Annotated in this window: 15 protein-coding genes; 7 read left to right on the top strand and 8 right to left on the bottom strand. The window is 38.9% G+C overall.

Annotated features, from left to right (window positions below):
* Positions 1–488 precede the first annotated feature (488 nt).
* Genes V6259_RS10430 through V6259_RS10415 form a run of 4 tightly spaced genes read right to left on the bottom strand, consistent with a single transcriptional unit; the run spans position 489 to position 3585 of the window.
* Entirely contained in the window at positions 489–1595 is a 1107-nt protein-coding gene (locus tag V6259_RS10430) for a DUF4062 domain-containing protein (protein WP_341584477.1), read from the bottom strand.
* A 44-nt stretch (positions 1596–1639) separates the two neighbouring features.
* Positions 1640–2155, bottom strand: coding sequence for an ATP-binding protein (locus V6259_RS10425; protein WP_341584476.1), 516 nt, complete (start codon positions 2153–2155; stop codon positions 1640–1642).
* A 1-nt stretch (position 2156) separates the two neighbouring features.
* The gene (locus V6259_RS10420) at positions 2157–2555 is read right to left on the bottom strand and encodes an ASCH domain-containing protein (protein ID WP_341584475.1); all 399 of its coding nucleotides are present in this window, start codon (positions 2553–2555) and stop codon (positions 2157–2159) included.
* Positions 2533–3585, bottom strand: coding sequence for a hypothetical protein (locus tag V6259_RS10415; RefSeq protein WP_341584474.1), 1053 nt, complete (start codon positions 3583–3585; stop codon positions 2533–2535). Before V6259_RS10415 ends, V6259_RS10420 begins: the two co-directional genes overlap by 23 nt.
* Before the next feature lie 577 nt (positions 3586–4162).
* Between V6259_RS10415 and V6259_RS10410 the strand changes: the two genes are divergently transcribed.
* From V6259_RS10410 to V6259_RS10395, 4 genes are all read left to right on the top strand, one after another.
* Positions 4163–4630, top strand: a complete 468-nt coding sequence (locus tag V6259_RS10410) for a helix-turn-helix domain-containing protein (RefSeq protein ID WP_341584473.1) — start codon at positions 4163–4165, stop codon at positions 4628–4630.
* A gap of 9 nt (positions 4631–4639) precedes the next feature.
* A complete protein-coding gene (locus V6259_RS10405; RefSeq protein ID WP_341584472.1) occupies positions 4640–5194 on the top strand; it encodes a PIN domain-containing protein in 555 nt (184 codons plus the stop codon).
* 683 nt (positions 5195–5877) lie between these two features.
* Positions 5878–6189, top strand: coding sequence for a type II toxin-antitoxin system TacA family antitoxin (locus V6259_RS10400; protein WP_133011515.1), 312 nt, complete (start codon positions 5878–5880; stop codon positions 6187–6189).
* A complete protein-coding gene (locus V6259_RS10395; protein ID WP_341584471.1) occupies positions 6152–6655 on the top strand; it encodes a GNAT family N-acetyltransferase in 504 nt (167 codons plus the stop codon). Before V6259_RS10400 ends, V6259_RS10395 begins: the two co-directional genes overlap by 38 nt.
* A gap of 667 nt (positions 6656–7322) precedes the next feature.
* Here the strand turns inward: V6259_RS10395 and V6259_RS10390 are convergent.
* Both V6259_RS10390 and pssA read right to left on the bottom strand, forming a co-directional pair.
* Entirely contained in the window at positions 7323–9170 is a 1848-nt protein-coding gene (locus V6259_RS10390; RefSeq protein ID WP_341584470.1) for a methyl-accepting chemotaxis protein, read from the bottom strand.
* Positions 9171–9475: 305 nt separating this feature from the next.
* Entirely contained in the window at positions 9476–10813 is a 1338-nt protein-coding gene (gene pssA, locus V6259_RS10385) for a CDP-diacylglycerol--serine O-phosphatidyltransferase (protein WP_341584469.1), read from the bottom strand.
* 304 nt (positions 10814–11117) lie between these two features.
* Between pssA and V6259_RS10380 the strand changes: the two genes are divergently transcribed.
* Positions 11118–11966, top strand: coding sequence for an alpha/beta hydrolase (locus V6259_RS10380; RefSeq protein WP_341584468.1), 849 nt, complete (start codon positions 11118–11120; stop codon positions 11964–11966).
* 82 nt (positions 11967–12048) lie between these two features.
* Entirely contained in the window at positions 12049–12552 is a 504-nt protein-coding gene (locus V6259_RS10375; RefSeq protein ID WP_341584467.1) for a GNAT family N-acetyltransferase, read from the top strand.
* Positions 12553–12647: 95 nt separating this feature from the next.
* Here V6259_RS10375 and V6259_RS10370 read toward each other — a convergent pair whose 3' ends face one another.
* Together V6259_RS10370 and V6259_RS10365 are read right to left on the bottom strand one after the other, a co-directional pair.
* Positions 12648–13883, bottom strand: a complete 1236-nt coding sequence (locus V6259_RS10370) for a cysteine desulfurase-like protein (RefSeq protein WP_341584466.1) — start codon at positions 13881–13883, stop codon at positions 12648–12650.
* Between the two features lie 40 nt (positions 13884–13923).
* Entirely contained in the window at positions 13924–14577 is a 654-nt protein-coding gene (locus V6259_RS10365) for a 2OG-Fe dioxygenase family protein (RefSeq protein WP_133011522.1), read from the bottom strand.
* A 452-nt stretch (positions 14578–15029) separates the two neighbouring features.
* Here V6259_RS10365 and V6259_RS10360 point away from each other — a divergent pair, with 452 nt between their 5' ends.
* The gene (locus tag V6259_RS10360; protein ID WP_341584465.1) at positions 15030–16586 is read left to right on the top strand and encodes a methyl-accepting chemotaxis protein; all 1557 of its coding nucleotides are present in this window, start codon (positions 15030–15032) and stop codon (positions 16584–16586) included.

The raw sequence follows: 16586 nt of genomic DNA, 5'->3' as shown, positions 1-16586 counted from the left end.
AAGAAGAGGTAAGTGAAGAGACTTTTTTGCAGCCTCCTTGCTGCAAGGAATCATCCTGAAAGAAGACAGAGCCTCCGTCCTGGAGGCTTGAACAATCCCTTGCTCTCTGTCTATCTATAACCTTAGACCCACTTGTCGTTTTACGCCACTCAGAAATGGAAAAAAGTAATAGATAATAATTTGAGCTTGCCTAGATGGTGATGCCCGGACGCTCACTATTGCATAGCCCATCAATGGCTTTACGCATATCGGTTGGCCCACAAATGAGGGTCACATTAAGTTGATCAGAAGCCGTAAACATGAGTCTTTTATTCCAATTTAAAAAATAAAAGACTTTATGGTTTTTGGAATAGATTGCTATGTGGGGTTTAGCCGACGCTCACTGCTACTCAACCACGAACGGGACGGACTGGACAAACGCTACATGCACACCCATTCAAGAGAACAGATGCGCAAAGCGTTGGGGGAGTGGGAGGATAAACTTCGTTTTAGGTTTGATCTAAGTTTAATGAGTTCAGGTAGTATCTGAAGAAATTCAATCTTTGTTCTTCTGAACTTTTACAAATATATTTACTATAAATGGATTTAATGACGGAGATTTCATTAGGACTTAAGAATTTTCCAAAACCATATTCTGCTAGAATTATCAAGGTATCAAAAGACTCTTTGTTATTACTGTTCTTTTCAAATTCATATTCAATGTCTATCTTGAATATACTTGTTTTTTTAAGATATGACTCCCAGTTGTTATTGTTTGGATCGATTTTTGAGATTTCTAAGGCCGTTTTAATGTTTTTATTTGAATTTATAGCATTTTTGATGTTTTCTTGAATGAGATCTTGTTTTATAAAATCAGAATTTATTAAAAAGTTATAGAATTGGGACATTTTTGATGTTAGCTCAATTTCATCTATTTGAAATTGAGCTAATTCTTTATCTTCGGAAGTATTTATGTATAAGTTTGTTACAATATCTTCTAGTTTTTTATTAGAGCTTTTTAAGTTCTCCAATAGGTAATTAGTTGCATCGATTTGAGATTTTATTTCTCTTGTTTTAAGGAAATCGAAGAACATTCCTGCCCATTGCTTTCTTAAATGGTTTTCAATATCTGAGAAATTACTAAATCCTTCATAGCCATTGTTATTACTTTCTTTTCTTACTTCATTTATAAAGTTGAAAATATTTATAGCATCCTCTTTTTTTTGTATTGCAGGGTAGTTAATTTTAGCTGCGATATCATTTTTAGAATTTGTGCTATAAATATGATGATTGCTGAGATCATCTTCTTTTATATAGGTAAAAACGGGGATGTTAGAGCTTTTTGCTGCTTTGTATTCTGCGTTTGTAATGGATTTTTCCTTGTCTGCTAAGTATTGTCCTCCGAAGCGCCCACCAATGATTAGTATGAATAACTGACAATTAGATACCTCATGAACGCATGCTTCATGGGTGTGTAAATCTGGATGATAAAAAACATCGCCATGATCACTGAGAATAGGATCAAAGCCAAATGATGAGACAAACTTACTAAGCTGCTCTCTTATTTCGGAAAGGTCGAAGCAAGTGGAACTGATGAAAACTTTTGGTATGGCCATTTTAACCTTTCTTAATATCTATAAGCATATTTGAAGTAAGCTTGTTATAAGCCGTTTATAAAAGACGTAATGTTTTTGATGGGCTCATCTGCATGATAATGTATTAATGGAATATTTAGATTAGAACTTATTGTGTCTGCTCTTTCTAACTCCGCATCTTGAAGCTCTTGCAGCAGCTCTATACCAAATGTAGTGCCGTCTCTTTCTTGTAATCTGTTATGGATGGTTCCCACATCACAAGTTAGAACGACAATGGCGGAGAGATTCAAGGATTCAAACACACTATCATCTAATCTAAGAACAGAATTACTTTTATCAATAAGGCAGAAATGACCATCTAGTAATAGTTTCTCATCTGAAATTTGATTTAATACTTCAATTAGTATCAGCTGATTCCGTTCAGCCTTATCAATAGTTTTCGATGTTTCTATGTAATCAGAGTTTTCTTTTATAAGAGAGCTGCATGAATAGTGTTTGATTGCCATGTTTTCCTGTATTTTTTGGCAAAAGGTTGTTTTTCCAGCTCCATGTATACCTGCAATAAACACTATTTTTTTCATACTATGTCATCTCTGGAAACATATCGTCATGTAGGTAGCTGAATGATTGGGGAGCACTCACTTTTTTTGCTAACTCACTAAGTTTGATTGGGGTGTCATACTTAATAACATTGGCTATTTCAATAGCGTAAGCTTTTTGTCTTCCTATAAAATAAGAATCGAAAAAACTTTTTTGTATCCCTGAACTTTTTTCAGTTTGCTTCCATATTAAGTCTGGTGAGTTGTCATGAATTTGCTCGATTGAAAATTCACCAACAATTTTACCTTCGGGCATTGTTGAATAAATAACGATTTTTTTAATGTCATTTCTTTTGAATATGGCTTTTCTATATTCAAATCTTTTCTCGCCAGAAAAAATTCGTTCAACAAATTCAGGCTTAATTGATAATAAAACGTTCATTTACATTACCTAGTTTTAGCATTTTTAAATAATTAGAATTATTTACTTCTAATAGATTTATTCTTTCATCCAAGATGCAACCTTCTTCAATAAGTTGACCTCTTGTTACTCTGTTCTTTAACGCCGAATTATACGTGAATTTTATAATGTTAGGGTACTTTTTTGTTCTGTAAAAACTTACTAGTTCTTCCTGTGAAAAAACAGAATAAGCTGATGTATATCTTAGGAAACCGTCGAGAGTGGAAAATTCATGGATTGATCTGACCTCCTCAACTACGCATAAAGATGTTATGACTGCTCTATACCAAGCGGGACCAGCTCCATCACCAGTTCGGTATATTATTAAAACATCACCTCTTCTTAGATTCTGAATACCGTACGCAGCGCATAAGTAAATTTTATGAATGCTATTTGTATGTGATACATCTTGGATTATATTGTGTGTTTCATTATTTAAAATTGAATCTGGTAACATTCTAGTGTGATAGGTTGGGTATATTGAAAGTAAATACTTTCTAGAGTTAGAGCTAACCATTGGATAGTTTTCTAACATATCAGTTTTAGTGCTATACATGTCTTTTGTTAAGACATTTTCTATTCCATTCGGTGTATTCTTTGATCCGTATATAGCAAAACCATATCTCTGAAATAGATTCATTAAATAATCGTGTTTTGAAAATACAGTGACATATATATTGTCTGAGTTATGTTCAAATGCGAGATCAAACATTTTTTTAATAAACCGCTCGCCGCGTCTTGTACCCGCTGACTCAAATTTAAATGTACCAATTTTTAAATGTCTGCCATGTGGTAGAGAGGGGGAAACGTCGTTCACTTCTCCGTCCTCTATCTTTAGATACATAAAACCTTCTATACAACGGTTAGTATTGTATAAGACATAGGCTGAGTCTTGAGCGTTTGCTTTTTTCGTAAACCAGTCTGAAAACTCGATATAATCGGCCTTGAGGCCATCAAAGAAGGGATCGTTTAAGTTAATATCTGAGAAGTGCTGATATATGAGATTTTCCATGATTACCCCTTTCTATAGAAGGGGGCTTTGATGAACATCAAACCACCTTCCTTGGTTATTTGTATTAAGATTTATTCGATACTATGTGACCTGTCAGGCTTTGTCACCCCTTTGTCACCCCTTTTGTTGAGGATTTCCTAGATATTGGGGTCAGGTGAAATAGATATTGGGGTCAGGTGAAAAATTCATTCTGACTCCTCTTTGATCTCGCCTCATTTTTGGTCGAAAAATCGGAAATTGACGATTTGGAGTGGTATAAGTGAAATAACTGAATTTAATCTTGTTGATTTCAGTTATTTCACTTAATATTATTCTTACTGGATAACGTCAGTAACACAATTTGCAGCATCGTTGGGTGCCTCTAGAACCAAGATGATTGGTAATTAAATCTAGCTAAGAGCGAAACTTAACCTGCTAAAAACTATGTGGATGTAATCTACTAAAAGCAATATGGGTCAAAATGGTAAATCTTTGTTATTTGATATCAAAGGTTTAGTAAAAATTATAACCCTCTAAGACGTTTTAGAATTCCTAGCTTCGGCTAGCATTCGACAGTGCTAAGAGGAAGGAGTTATGAATGATTAAGACACGTTTACATGTTGAACCGGATGTTAGCGCAATAATGAAAGCGCAACAGTATCTAACACAGCACCAAGCGGATCTAGACAAGTTAAAAATTGATGTGCTTCTAAAGAATGGCCAAAAAGCCGAGTTTGAAGTGCCAACACTAACCCTTGATATTCTTGTTCAAGCGTTAAGTCAATTAGCTAAAAATGGGAACAGTGAACACTTTGAAGTGCAACAGATGGATCCAAATAAAATGGTTAGTCCGGCTATTGCTGCTAAATACCTTGGAATGTCACGGCCAAAAGTAACAGGTTATATTTTGGCTGGGCAAATTCCATCTATGAAGGTAGGCACTCATCACCGTGTCAAAATGGCAGATGTGGTGTTATTCAAAGAACAGCTTTCTAGCGCGAAGATGTCGCGTGATGAAACCCTTAGTTTAATTGCTAACTTTGAACAGGAGTCAGATTCTATGTAAGGTAATACCATGAGTGATAAAGTTTTACTGGATGCAAATGTCTTGTATTCGCAGCCATTGAGAATGATGCTTCTCAATTTGGTTAATTTAGATGAGTGTTCAACTCAAATGTTTTGGACAGAGAAGATAGATGCCGAATGGTCTGATGCTTTAAATCGTAAGCATCCTGAAGGCAGAGACAGTGTTATCAGGCAAGTTCAGTCTATTAAGGCGTCCTTTTTTGATCGTTACGTTTTAGATTACGAACCATTAATGGATCAGCTTGAGCTTCCTGATCCAGATGACCGTCATGTTCTCGCAGCCGCTATAAAGACGGGTTGTAACATTATTGCGACAGATAACATTAAAGATTTTCCAGCAGAATTATTGGCTGAGTATGGCATTAGAACGATGACAAGAGATGAGTTGATGTGTTTCTTGTTCACCAATGAGAAAGGTAGTGTCATAAAAGCTTTAGATAATTTTGCTCGTGTACATAAAGATCCGAAGCTTACAGTCGAAGACTTGCTAATAAAGCTTGAGCGTTCAGTGCCAAGCTTTACTCACTTGGTAAGAGATTCATGACTTAGATATCCTGTATTGCTTTAAAAAATACCACCTTCGGGTGGTTTTTTATGCCCAAACTAAACATATTCATCAAAAAACATCTGTGATTTACCGCTAACAGGCCGCCATTGAGTTGATGAGGCGCTTCGTTTTAGCCCAATACTCATAAGGGTTTAGCCTTAAAATGTCGCTTTCATAAGAAGAGAACAACATTCACTAATCGCGCGGTAAGGTTTGCGAGTCTGGGAGTTAGCCGTAAAAGTTTGCTCAAGCTGTTAGCTTTATGACTGACCGCAACACAATCCATTGAAGCCTCGCTAACGCGGGGCTTTCTTGTTTCTGTAGTCACTATGAATGATACGGATTCTTTTAAAGAGCCGTTTGATGACTAAGTTTTACAAACCCAAACCTCGTCGCCGAAGGTATCCTCACCCTAAACGACACCTTCCCACCCGAAATGAAAGGCAGCTGGTCCATCGACAAAGTTACCGCTCGAGGCGATGGCAAAGCAGGGTGCAGGTGTGCTGTGGTCGATAGTGAGGTTGTTTGAGGTAATTGTGGTGCCAGAGTGGCACCTTGTTTACTATATGTTTTTTTGGTGCCATAATGGCACCAAGTGAGCTTAGATCTCACTGTATAAGGTATTTAATATATCAACATGTAAGTAGTTGGCTGGTCAACTAAAGCTAACGGGGAGTGTTATGTCTATATCTCATGTCCAAGAAAATGTGCGTCTTGTTGCTCGAGCGCCAAAAGATGTTCAAGAGATCATTACAAATGCGGCGGAATTGTCCGGTGCTTCAATGTCTCAGTTTATGATTGATGCAGCCTTAGATAAGGCAAAGGAAGTGGTAGAACGAAGTAGACTACTAATGCTGTCTATGGAAGGGGCTAACCGATTTTTTGAAGCATTAGATAATCCGCCAGAGATTCAACATCTTGATGACGCTTATGAAGCACTAAAGGGTTATGAAAATGGCAGTGTCACCTTTAAAAGAAAGCCACAATCGTAAACGATTCGATTGTGGCAATGAACGAATTAATAAGTTTTTAAAAGAGTCTGCGAACAGTGCAGCAAAGCGTAATCTGTCTAGGACATTTGTTCTGGAAGGAAGCGATGAAACAGACATTGCGGGCTTCTACTCGCTCAGCAATATTGAGGTCAAAGTTCCTGTTCCTCATAGAATGTACAAGAAATACCCTAACCCATTACCCGGGGTGACCTTAGCCAGAATGGGAGTGGATGAAGATTACCAAAGGCAGGGCATCGCCAAAATTATGGTAATCGATGCAATGAGGCGAACATTGCTGATAAACGAGAACATGGGAGTTGTTGGATTATTTGTAGACGCCAAAGACGATGACCTCGTTAAATTCTATCAAAATCGTGGTTTCATCTTCCTTCTGAAGGAAGAGCACACCTCCAAACTTTGGATGTCGATCGAATCCATTGTAAAATTCTTCAAAGATCGAGAATAATCATTAAGGCAGCAATCCGTTGTAGGTTGCTGCCTTCATTATTTCTTGTCAAAGCCGCTCTAAACGACACCTCCCCACCCGAAATGAAAGGTAATTGGTCCATCGACAAAGTCACCGCAAGAGGCGACAGCAAAGCTGGGTATCGGTGTAGTGAGGTGGTTTAATTTAACTTTGACCTTAATTACTTAATAAAGGTTTCTGTAGTCACTATGAATGATACGGATTCTTTTAAAGAACCGTTTGCGGAGTTGCACGATGACTAAGTTGGTTGATTCTGTTTCTGAGCTAATTTCTGTTTTGGCTATCCACTTATTGAACGCACATCTTAAGAAGACAATGTTTTTAAGTTAGCAGAGTGAGCGTTTTGAAGGGCTCAAAAATGAAAGGCAGCTGTACTATCTGCAAAGTCACTACCCTCGGCGACAGAAAAGTAGGGTTCAGGCGTCCCGTGGTGGTTGGTAGTGCGCTCTTCAGTTCAGCTCATTCTAAACAAGGGTTCTAAACACTCTGCTGTGACATACTGATGGCAAGACGTGCTGTCCATGAGTGTGTAGCTGTATCTATGAGACCACCTTTCCGGTAGAGAAGGGGCTTTGGTTAAGTGGCTTAACCGTTCTGTTTCCAAGAACGGTCTATTAGGCCGTGTAAGGATCTATTGGTGGGAGAGTTAGCAACGAAACTTTTGTGTCATATCCAGTAGGCTGGCGGCTTGCTTGCTCGATTCACTAACGTACTCTTGAACTTCTTTGCTTTTCTCGTTTACGTGAGAGACATTATCTGCAACTTGAACCATGTTCTCTGCAATCATTTGTGTCGATTTAGCGACTTCATCTATATTTACTTTAAGCTCTTGATTTCGATTGGTAACGTTTTCAACCAATGACTTTATTTGCTCTACTGCGTCGGCGGCTTTGTCGCCTAGCTGACGACCGCTGTTAACGTAATCTCGTCCTTCAGACATGGCTTTAAGGAGTTCTTGAATGCCTCGATGCATTTCGTTAATGATAGTGTTAATGCTCTGAGTTGCGTTTACGGTCTTTTCTGCTAGGCCACGAACTTCATCCGCAACAACAGAGAAACCTCGACCGGCTTCGCCTGCTCTAGCGGCTTCAATTGCTGCATTAAGAGCTAATAGATTGGTTTGCTCGGCTAAACCGTTAATGATGTCTGTTACCCCGTCAACTTTTCCTGATGAGCTTTCTAGGCCGACAACTTGAGTATTTAGACCATCAAAAATAACCGCCAATTTGCTCAGGCTGTCGATGGCGCTGGTAATAACTTCTCCACCTTGGTTAGCTGAGTCTTGCGCCTGTTGGGATTGATCATGAGCGACTTCGGTGGCACTGGCCATGTCTAAAATAGTGACACTGATTTCTTCTGCTGCAGCGGCTACCGATTCCGCTTGAGTGTTGGTGGTTGTATTGATGGTGATCATTGAATCTAAGCTGTGCGATAAGTTTGTTGCACCATGATCTAGCTGTTCACTTGTTTTAGTGACTTGCGTTAATACGGCGCTTAAAGATTGGGTCATTTTATTAACAGCTTGGCCCACTTTATCCAACTCATCATTACGCTGAGTATTAACTTCTAGTTTTTGTGTCAAATCGCCTTCTGCAAGCTTATATAACGTTGTAGACATGCGAGATAGAGTATTAACCACTTCATTGCTAGTGCGTATTAATAGGCCAACAACCAACAGAATGATTAAAATAGACACACTTATGATCATTAATTGTGCTCTTTCGCTGCTCTCTACGGCTTGTTCTTTTGCAATGATCAGTTGTTGGTTTAAAGATTCTTGTAGGCTTGTTACAAAGCTGGTCAATTGAATATACGCTTTTTCGGCTTTGTCATTCTCAATTTTCATAGCAGAAAAATTTTGCTCTAATAACGAGAAGTCACTTCTTATTTTTTGAATTCTTGCGTCGTAGATTTTTCCGAAATTAATCTCATCGGACTTCTTCTGAAATGCATCAAGAGACGCTAAGACTAAGTTAAAACGATCTAGAGTTTGATTATCCTCATAGACAGCAACGCTTTTTTCTATTTTAGCAAAAGGGTCGTTGAACATAGGAAAGAGTTTTTTCTCAATGTCGGCAAGTGAGAGGCTTAGCGTATTTCGAAGGCCTTCTCTATTATTACGACCGATGATTTTCAGTATTTTCAATTCTTTTACTCGGCTATTAGCCCAGTTGGTCAATTCGTTTTTAACGTTCTCTGTTAACACTGATTTATTTTCTGGAAGCTGCTGTTTTACTGCGTTTAATTGGTTGTTGTGCTTCGATGAAAGTTGGTTTAATAAGCCTAAATCAGTACTTTTATTTAGTTGAAGGACATCAATCTGAAGATTTTTTAGAAAAAGAGATTGTTGGCTGATTAAGTCCACTTTTTGAGAGGTGTTTTTTAAAGTTGTCAGCGCATTAAAGGATATGAAAGATAAAATAATGAAGCCTAATAACGCTAACGTGATAGCAACACGAAGTTTGGATTTAAAGCTCAGCTGAAAATTCAGCATATTTTTTACCTACCATTTAAAAGTCAATTTACGTCGAATGTACAACCAAGGTAAAACTCAACATGCGGTATTTATGATTTTAATTAAAAATCTTGTGTTATAAATATATAAAAATAATATTGATGTCTATATATATTGCTTTATTTGATTTATTTCTGTGCAAATGCACTATTTATTTGGTATTTAAATTACGTTTAGCACATTGTCTATTTTTTTAAATTTTGTTAGAGAATTTGGTTGTTGTGATGGATAGATATAAAAAGGGACCAAATTTTGGTCCCTTTTTATATCTATATTTTAATGATTTAAAGAATTCGCTTGAGCAATCGATCGGCTCTGGTTCGAATGATCTTTTTTAATAGCCGCTTTATTTTATATGGATAGTCTCTAATGGACTCAAGTTGGCGGTAGCTTGCAACACGTTGAGTGTGTGCGAAGATATTATCGAATTCAGCAGAGAATTTTTCTTCAAGTTGACCGTTAGAATCTTGAATCAACAGGCCATTTTCTAGGTCTAGTGCCCAAGCTCTTGGGTTTATGTTATTGCCTGTGAGTAGCATGTAATGACGATCCACCCAGATGCCTTTTAAGTGGTAGCTGTTGCTGTCGTGTTTCCATAAATGAATGGATAAAAGGCCAGATTCAATATGATTTTCGTTAGCTCGAGCAAAGCGTCGTAATGTCATTTCATAAAGGTAGGGAAGGCCGCCAATGGCTCGAAAAGGTTGCTCTGGTGGAATATAAAAGTCATTTGCCGTTTTATCTCCAACAATGATATGCACTCTTATATTGCGTTTCATCGCGCGTTTAATTTCTCGAATAACGATGTTAGGCGGGTTGAAGTAAGGAGTACAAAGGAATATCTCGTTTTTCGCAGAAGCAAGTAAGGAGACAATTTGTTGGTTAAGTTTATTGTTTCGTTTACCAACACCGACCAATGGCGTGATGGCGACTTGGTCTTTTTTTATCTCTTCGTTGGTAACGTGGTAAGTGGCTTTTGATAATGAAATACGGAATCGTTTAATGGCCGACTTGAGTTCTTTTGTGGTTGGTAAATCCACTTTAGATAGGTCATGTACTGCTGGGTTGTTGATCATGTTCTGACAAATGAAATCAACCATGCTGTTGGCAAGAGATCGATTATTAATGACATGATAGCGATCAAATCGGTAGCGATCTTTATGGTGAAGATAGATGTTGTTAATGCTCGCACCGCTGTAAAGAACCGTATCATCAATGATAAAGCCTTTAAGATGCAGCACGCCAAACACTTCACGGTTACGCACCGGTATCCCATAAACAGGGATTTTGTGTTCATGTTGTTGTGCAAACTCTTGATAAAAAGCAGCATTGCCTTTGCTTTTATTCGCACCAATGAGGCCACGTTGTGCTCGATGCCAATCGACACAAATCGCTACATCGAGCTGCGGATTACGCTGCTTAGCTTGATAAACTGCCGTAAGAACTTCCTGACCTGCTTCATCGTTTTCTAGATAAAGGGAGGTTAAATAGATGCGTTGTTTGGCATTTTTAATCGCATCAAGTAAAAAATCACTAAAACAATGGGCAGAATGCAATATTTGAAATTGATCAGCCTGAACAGAGAAAGTGGGCAATGAATCAAATTGGGGTCTAATGGGCATGATACCAGAGGGCTACCTTTGTTTTATCTTAACTAATAACTATAGCAAAACTGCTTTTTTTTGCCTATATAATAAGAACTTGCTTTACTTTCTTTTTCTAAAAAATCGTATTTCTTGGGCAAATAGTAGTGGTTAAGTTCAATTTTATCCATCACTATATTTCTATGCCATTGGAGGATGAAAAGGAGCTGAAAGTATGTTTTTTTTGATCTGTAATTGATCCTCTTTCGTACTATTTAATTCGCAGTATTGATGATCGTAATTGACATCGATTGAAAAGGGTCAAAAAAGGTAACTTTCCTCAATGAAAAAATTGCTTGTAGCGCTTAGCTCTCTGCTTCTATTAGGTTGTGCTCGGACTGGGTTGGAACTTGCTAATTTACCGTCAAAGTTTAGTGATACAGACATTATAAGAAATGTTGCGTATGGGCACGATGCTTGGCAAAAGCTTGATATTTATATTCCTAAACATGCCAAAGGTGAAACCTTACCTGTTGTTGTCTTTTTTTACGGTGGTAGCTGGCAAGATGGCTCAAAAGACATGTACGCTTTTGTTGGTGATGCATTTGCTCAGAAAAAATACATTGCCGTCATTGTAGATTACAGTAAATACCCTCAAGTGGTCTTTCCTCAGTTTGTTAACGATGGCGCTAAGGCCGTTGCCTGGGTGTATCGAAATATTGAAAAGTATTCTGGAAATCCAAATGATTTATTTCTTTCAGGTCATTCCGCTGGCGCGCATATTGCCGCGTTGATTGCTGCTGATCATAGGTATTTGCAGAAAGAAGGACTGAATACATCAGTTATTAAGGCGTTTGCGGGTATGTCTGGTCCTTATGATTTTGTGCCTAAAGAAGAGACCTATAAAGCCATTTTCGGTCCACCAGAAAATTACCCACAAATGCAGGTAACCACCTTTATAGATGGTCGTGAGCCGCCAATGCTATTGCTTTGGGGAGAGAAGGATACCTTAGTTGGCAGAAGTAATATGGATTTATTGGCAGATAAAATTCGCCAGCAACAGGGGGTCGTAGAAACCAAAATTTATCCCAATGTTGATCATGTTGGAATGGTATCGAGCTTTACTTGGTTTTTAAGGGGCAAGGCGTCGGTTCTTGAAGATATATGTCAATTTTTCGGAAAATACCAATGACATAAATGCTAAGCTAAATTTATCTACAAAGTAGTACTATGTTTAACTTGGCTTTATTTCTGAATGGTTTGTAGGAGGCATGATGGAAATTCGTAAAGTAAAGTTCTCTGATGTTGAGCAAATGACAGCGATTTATAATTTCTATATAGAGCATACATTGGTCACTTTTGAAGAAGAGGCGATCACCGCAGAAGAGATGCATTCTCGTGTAGAAAAAGTCATACAGCAACACTTGCCATGGCTGGTTATAGAGAATGAGGAAGGCGATATTTTAGGGTATGCCTATGCGGACTCATGGCATACACGTCGTTCTTATCGATTTACTGTAGAACCATCTGTCTACTTGTTACCTGAAGTCAAAGGCCAAGGATATGGCACGATATTATTCGATGCGTTATTACTGCTACTACGTCAAAGTGAAATTAGGAATGTATTGGGTGTTATTGCTTTGCCTAATGAGGCGAGCGTGGCGATGCATGAAGCACACGGTTTTGAAAAAGTGGGTGAGTTTTCTGACGTAGGATTTAAGTTTGAACAATGGGTCTCTGTTGGTTATTGGCAATTAAAACTAGAGCATAGCGAATAACGTGCTCGAAGCACTTTTCTCAGTACATAACGCATCGCCAGTCTCTGTCTAGAAAAATCGGCAGGGATTGGCGATACGGGTTGCAGTGATATAAATTATGCGATCAATTCTTGTAACTTTTGACAAAAAGTCATCACTTCTTCTTTGGTATTGTAGTGCAAGCAACCCACGCGAACGACGCCGCCTTTGTCTGATAAATCGAGTTGATCGTAAAGGCCTTGCGCATAGAAATTACCATCCCATAGGCAAATGGCTTGATCCCCAAAATACTCAGAAATAGCACGCGGTTTGAAGCCTTTAATTCGAAAAGCAATCGTTGGCGTACGTTCTGACACGCGCTCCAAATCTGTAATACCATAGAAAGTTAGGCCATTTACTTTCAGTAGTTCGCTAATAAGTGTCTGACTCAAGGCTTCTTCGTGGGCTTTGATATTATCAAACGCCATGAGTAATCGTGCTCTTCTATCTCCATCTTGTCCGCCTAAGGAGGCAAGATAATTCACACAAGCGATGTAACCCGCCATGGCTTCGTAATTTTGGGTGCCTGTTTCCCAGCGGTTTGGGTCAATATCTTTAGCAGGTGCGACCTTGTATGGAGTCAGTTTGGCTAGCGTACTTTCTTTGGCGTATAAAACGCCTAAATGTGGTCCAAAATACTTATAAGCAGAAGATACTAAGAAATCACAATCCAATGCTTGTACGTCAATGGCATGGTGTGGCGCATAGTGCACTGCATCTAAATAGGTGATGGCGTTGGTTTGTTGTTTAACCAAACTCATGATCTCTGACAATGGGGCGATGGAGCCCGTGACATTGGATGCACAAGTAAATGCGACGAGTCGTGTCTTTTCGTTCAATAGGCTTTTTAGGTGGTTCATATCCAACGTGCAATCGATTTCGTTGACTCTCACATAATGAACAATGACGCCTTTTTCTTCCGCCAATAAAACCCAAGGAGACACATTGGAATAATGGTCTAAGTTGGTCACAATGATTTCATCACCTGACTGCCAATCTCTAGCAATCGCTCGGCTGACATGAAAATTAATGCTGGTGGCATTGGCGCCAAAAATGATTTGTTGCTCGCTGGGTGCGTTGTATAAATCTTTGGCTGCCAAGCGAGCTTGATGCATAACGTTTTCTGTTTCTTTACTAGAAAAGTAAGCGCCTCCTAAATTGGCATTGAAATGACCAAGATAGTCTTGCATTGCATCCAACACACCGCGGCTCACTTGTGAACCACCAGGCCCATCTAGAAAAATAGGTAATTGATTGTTATGAGTTCTATTTAAAGCCGGAAAAAGGTGTCGGCATTGTTCTAGGTTACGCATGTTTTTCTCCATTGTAAGTCGGCTTGGTAAATGAATTGTTTTATTGGCGTATTAAATTGGCAGTAAGAATAAAAGTATCCATGTAGCCGAACTCACCATCAACAGGCTTGATAGGGTACGCGCTATGGAAGAACTTACGATCGTTTAAGACAACAAATTCACCCTGATCAAAATCGTGGCTAATGATTGCTGGGCTGTTTTTGCTAGAGTGAATGTTGATATTGCCGCCTTGGATATTATGGCGTTGGATGACATAAATACCGACACGGTCAAAGCCATCTTGATGGACCCCTTCTGGTGCGACTTCGGCTCTTTTATTATTGGCTAAAATACGCATTTGATGCACTTCTATTGGTGTGTCATCTTGTACATTGGCCATTCTTTGGAAGTGATTAAACAGCTCAATAAAGGCAGGATCTTCAAATGTTTGATCTTCGATTTCAGGGTAAACACGGACAACATTACCTTGAAAGTGGTTGATGCTTTCATCTTGTACGAATGCTTGGGAGGCCAAGCGAGACAGGCTGTGGTTATTCATGGTAAAGCGAGAATAGCGACGTAAACGATAGGCGCCATCGGCATAAGGACTCGCTGGTAAATCATTAAATGAAGAAACTAAATGATTAACGCTGTTTGCAGTGAGTTGACCTAGTTCAAGATAGAAGTCGTCTTGAGTTGATTTATTAGTAATCATAATGGAATCCTCCGTCAGCGCATTGGCATCTCATGCACAATGACGTTTGTTGTTATTTTAATGAATTGGCGGCCTTGTTGGCTGGCATCTAGTGTAGCGATTAACAAGGAAAGTTATTTTGCTTTTTATGCACTGATTTAATACTTTACGAAATATATTATTCATATAATTAGTATTATTTAGATTTAACATCTAATCATGCCAAATCCTGTATTAAGTATTTAAATATTGGAGACTCTTAAAAAATCATTAGAAGGCATGTCTTAGATAGTGAGAGGGAAGAGGAGAAAGACAGAAAAGAGTAAAGAATAGTCACAGGTTTGGCAGACTTTTTATGGCATATAAAGACTATAAGCCGAATCTATTACTACTTTAGTATTAGTCTTTGAATTTCACGATGATCTAGCGTTAGGATAAAGCAACATTCTAATAAAAAGCAGTAGGAAATATTCATGGTTTATGTGCAGTTTGGTGGCGTATGTTCTCTTTTTATTTTATTTATTATTGGCTATGTACAAAACTCCATACCACTTGCCTACAGTATTGTCGGAGGGATTATTTGTGTTTTAGTGCTGTTATCTCGAATAAAGTTACCCTCATCTAATGGTATCGAAAATCAAGAAGAGACTGCACTTAGCGCTGAATATGGGAAAATTAGCAAAAGTGTGACCAGTGCCACTTCTAAGATGGCGATGGGAGCCGCGGAAGTCTCTCATTTTGTCGATATCCTTAATAAAGACATTCGTTTCACGAGCGATGATAGTTCACAAATTTCTGAAGCCGCGACAATCCTTTCTGAAACCAGCGTTACCTTGTCAAAAAACTTGACCCAGGTTGCGCACACCATGAGTGACACGGCTAGCTCCAGCCAAGTTGCCCAAACTGCCTTGAAACAGAGCTCAGAACAAATAGGTGAGCTGACTCAAAAGGTTCAAGCAGCCAGCGAGCAGCTTAGTCAATTAACACAAAGTGCGGACGCTATTGATGGCATTACTAATGTGATTAAAGGGGTATCCGATCAAACCAATCTGTTGGCTTTAAATGCAGCTATTGAAGCCGCTAGAGCAGGCGAGCAAGGGCGAGGTTTTGCGGTAGTGGCCGATGAAGTGCGAGCCTTGGCTGGCAAAACGGCGGATGCCACTGAGCAAATTTCAGCGCTGCTAATTGAAGTACGACACAATAGTGAGTTAACCAACACTGAAATGACCTCTTTGAAGGTGTTATCGGAGTCGTTATCTGAAACCTTGTTAGGAGAAACTGAACGTTTTATTTCAGTAACGGAAGAAGTGCAGAGTGCCTCTTTAATATTGTCAGAAGTAGAAAATACAGGGGAGATATTGGGATCAACCAGCTTGCAAATTAATGAGTCAATTTCGCGTATTAGTAACGCTTTAAGAAATATTTATCAACGTAGTGAGCACTTATCAAAAGAGGCGTCAGGGCTCAGTGATGGCGCTGAGGTGGTTTTTAGAGAGTTGGATAAAGTCGACCAATCGCTCTTTTTCTCTGAGTTAGTCGCCGCGGCAAAACAGGCCGCTAAAGGAATTGGACAACTTTTTGAAAGTGCCATCGCGGAAGGAAAACTTTCACAGGAGGATGTTTTTTCTAAACAATACCAACCCATTGAGAACACGAATCCACAAAAATTCTGCACACCATATAATGCGTTTACTGATCGTACATTTCCTCAATTTCAAGAAGCGATTCTAGAGCAGCACGGCGAGGTTATTTTCGCTGGTGCGGTGGATGTGAATGGGTATTTTCCAACCCATAATAAGAAATTCAGTCAACCGTTGACGGGTGACTATGATACTGATTTAGCGAACAATCGTAGTCGTCGTATTTTTGACGATCCAACAGGGCGCCGTTGTGGAGCCCATAACGAAAGCTTTTTATTGCAAACGTACAAGCGAGATACCGGAGAAGTCTTACATGACCTATCTGTGCCCATTTTTGTGAATGGACAGCATTGGGGCGGTTTTCGTATGGGGTTCAAACCAGCCTTATAG

Origin of the sequence: Marinomonas sp. TI.3.20 (assembly GCF_038155025.1) — a bacterium.
Lineage (GTDB): Bacteria > Pseudomonadota > Gammaproteobacteria > Pseudomonadales > Marinomonadaceae > Marinomonas > Marinomonas flavescens.
Note: the sequence above shows the minus strand (reverse complement) of the source record. Positions and strands in the feature narration are given on the sequence as shown.

Coding starts and splice junctions, on each gene's coding strand:
- V6259_RS10430 (WP_341584477.1), bottom strand. CDS start 1,595: ATGGCCATACCAAAAGTTTTCATCAGTTCCACTTGCTTCGACCTTTCC.
- V6259_RS10425 (WP_341584476.1), bottom strand. CDS start 2,155: ATGAAAAAAATAGTGTTTATTGCAGGTATACATGGAGCTGGAAAAACA.
- V6259_RS10420 (WP_341584475.1), bottom strand. CDS start 2,555: ATGAACGTTTTATTATCAATTAAGCCTGAATTTGTTGAACGAATTTTT.
- V6259_RS10415 (WP_341584474.1), bottom strand. CDS start 3,585: ATGGAAAATCTCATATATCAGCACTTCTCAGATATTAACTTAAACGAT.
- V6259_RS10410 (WP_341584473.1), top strand. CDS start 4,163: ATGATTAAGACACGTTTACATGTTGAACCGGATGTTAGCGCAATAATG.
- V6259_RS10405 (WP_341584472.1), top strand. CDS start 4,640: ATGAGTGATAAAGTTTTACTGGATGCAAATGTCTTGTATTCGCAGCCA.
- V6259_RS10400 (WP_133011515.1), top strand. CDS start 5,878: ATGTCTATATCTCATGTCCAAGAAAATGTGCGTCTTGTTGCTCGAGCG.
- V6259_RS10395 (WP_341584471.1), top strand. CDS start 6,152: ATGGCAGTGTCACCTTTAAAAGAAAGCCACAATCGTAAACGATTCGAT.
- V6259_RS10390 (WP_341584470.1), bottom strand. CDS start 9,170: ATGCTGAATTTTCAGCTGAGCTTTAAATCCAAACTTCGTGTTGCTATC.
- pssA (WP_341584469.1), bottom strand. CDS start 10,813: ATGCCCATTAGACCCCAATTTGATTCATTGCCCACTTTCTCTGTTCAG.
- V6259_RS10380 (WP_341584468.1), top strand. CDS start 11,118: ATGAAAAAATTGCTTGTAGCGCTTAGCTCTCTGCTTCTATTAGGTTGT.
- V6259_RS10375 (WP_341584467.1), top strand. CDS start 12,049: ATGGAAATTCGTAAAGTAAAGTTCTCTGATGTTGAGCAAATGACAGCG.
- V6259_RS10370 (WP_341584466.1), bottom strand. CDS start 13,883: ATGCGTAACCTAGAACAATGCCGACACCTTTTTCCGGCTTTAAATAGA.
- V6259_RS10365 (WP_133011522.1), bottom strand. CDS start 14,577: ATGATTACTAATAAATCAACTCAAGACGACTTCTATCTTGAACTAGGT.
- V6259_RS10360 (WP_341584465.1), top strand. CDS start 15,030: ATGGTTTATGTGCAGTTTGGTGGCGTATGTTCTCTTTTTATTTTATTT.